Origin of the sequence: Nocardia cyriacigeorgica NBRC 100375 (assembly GCF_000308555.1) — a bacterium.
Lineage (GTDB): Bacteria > Actinomycetota > Actinomycetes > Mycobacteriales > Mycobacteriaceae > Nocardia > Nocardia cyriacigeorgica.
In genome coordinates this window covers 1-1,544 of the sequence record NZ_BAFY01000198.1, presented here as the reverse complement: position 1 = coordinate 1,544, position 1,544 = coordinate 1, and the positions used below count along the sequence as shown (strand labels likewise).

Annotated in this window: 1 protein-coding gene; it reads right to left on the bottom strand. The window is 68.2% G+C overall.

Translation table 11 applies throughout. From position 1 onward, the window contains the following. On the bottom strand, positions 1-1,175 hold a 1,175-nt coding region (locus RJ05_RS19750; RefSeq protein WP_051016748.1), incomplete at its 3' end, for an LCP family protein. Between the last annotated feature and the right edge of the window lie 369 nt (positions 1,176-1,544).

The following is a 1,544-nucleotide window of genomic DNA, read 5'->3' as shown; positions in this document are numbered from 1 at the left end:
ACCTCGCCCTGCTGGAAGCCTTTGGCGCTCAAGGCCTGTGAGACCTGACCGGCCAGACCGCCCACCAGGCTGGCGTTGAACACGTCGACCGTGACCGACGACGGTGTGACGGCGGGTGTCTCGGGTTCCTCGCTCTCCTCGCCGACCAGTGAAGCCACGTACGACTTCACCGCTTTCGGCTCCACCCGGACCACCGATTCCCCGTCGGGGGTGGTGCCGTTGAGGTCGGCCACCGGGATGGTCTCGAAGGTGACCTTGCCGCCGGTCAGGTCCTGCAGCTGTTGCAGAAATGCCAGCACATCCCAGTCCTCGTCGAGCACGATGGTGCGTCCGACCGCTTCGCTCAGCTCGCTGAGCCTGCCCGGATTGCTCAAGGTGTCCTTGCTGAGCACCTGCTGCACCAGCTGGGCCATGAACACCTGCTGGCGCACGATGCGGTCGAGGTCGCCGCGCGGCAGATCGTGGCGCTGGCGGACGAAACTCAGCGCGCGCGGGCCGTCGAGCCGCTGTCTGCCCGCCGGGAACGAGGCGCCGGACATCCATTCGTCGACCGGATTGTTCAGGCACACGTCCACCCCGCCCACGGCGTCGGTGAGCAGCACGAACCCGAGCAGGCTGACCTCGGCGTAATGGTCGACGGTGATGCCGGTGAGCCCGGCGACCGTCTTGACCAGCGCCTGACGGCCCGCCTGGGTGGACTTGCGTTCGGCCTCGTCCTCGGCGACGCCCTCGTCCAGCAGTTCCTGTTGCTCCTGCTGCTTGGTGATGCCGTAGGCGGAGTTGATCTTGCCCTTGCCGAGGCCGGGGATGTCGACGTAGGAGTCGCGCGGGATGGAGATAGCCGTCGCGGAGCTGCCGTCGTTGGGGACCCGGACCAGCACGATGGTGTCGGTATTGGTGCCGATCTCGTCGCCGGCGTGCAGCATGGCGCGTTCGGCGTCGGTCAGCGGGTTGCCGTGCGCATCGGTGCGCGAATCGACGCCGACCAGCAGGATGTCGACCGCGCCGTCACGGCCGCCGCCGAGACCCAGATCGGAGATGCGTTCGATATTGGAGATGAGGCTGTCCACGCTGCGCCAGGCCAGGCCGGTGACCACCAGCACAAGCACAGCGATCACCGCCACCAGCGCACGCATCGGGCCGAAGGAACCCGGTTCCCATTCCGTGCGGGACATCGGTGCGCCACCCCCAATTGCCGCCCTGCGCTGCGCCACCTGCAGTCCTCTCCACCCCGTCGGGTCCGCTCGACGGACCCGGCGATCGATTCCAGTCCTTTCGACTCAGCGTCGCTCATGACACCCAGCCCCATCACGAGGCTAACCAACGGCAACGGTGGTGGAGCCGAACCGCTGGTGTCACGGCGTGCCAGACTGACCGCATGAGTGCCGCTACGCCGCCGGAATCGCCCGCAGACCCCGACCTGGCCGAGCGCTTGGTCGTCACCGGTGCGGGTGGGCTGCTCGGGCACGAGCTGCGGCGGCTCGCGCCCACCGCGCGCGCCTTCGGTCACCGTGAACTCGATATCACCGACGCCGAGGCGGTGC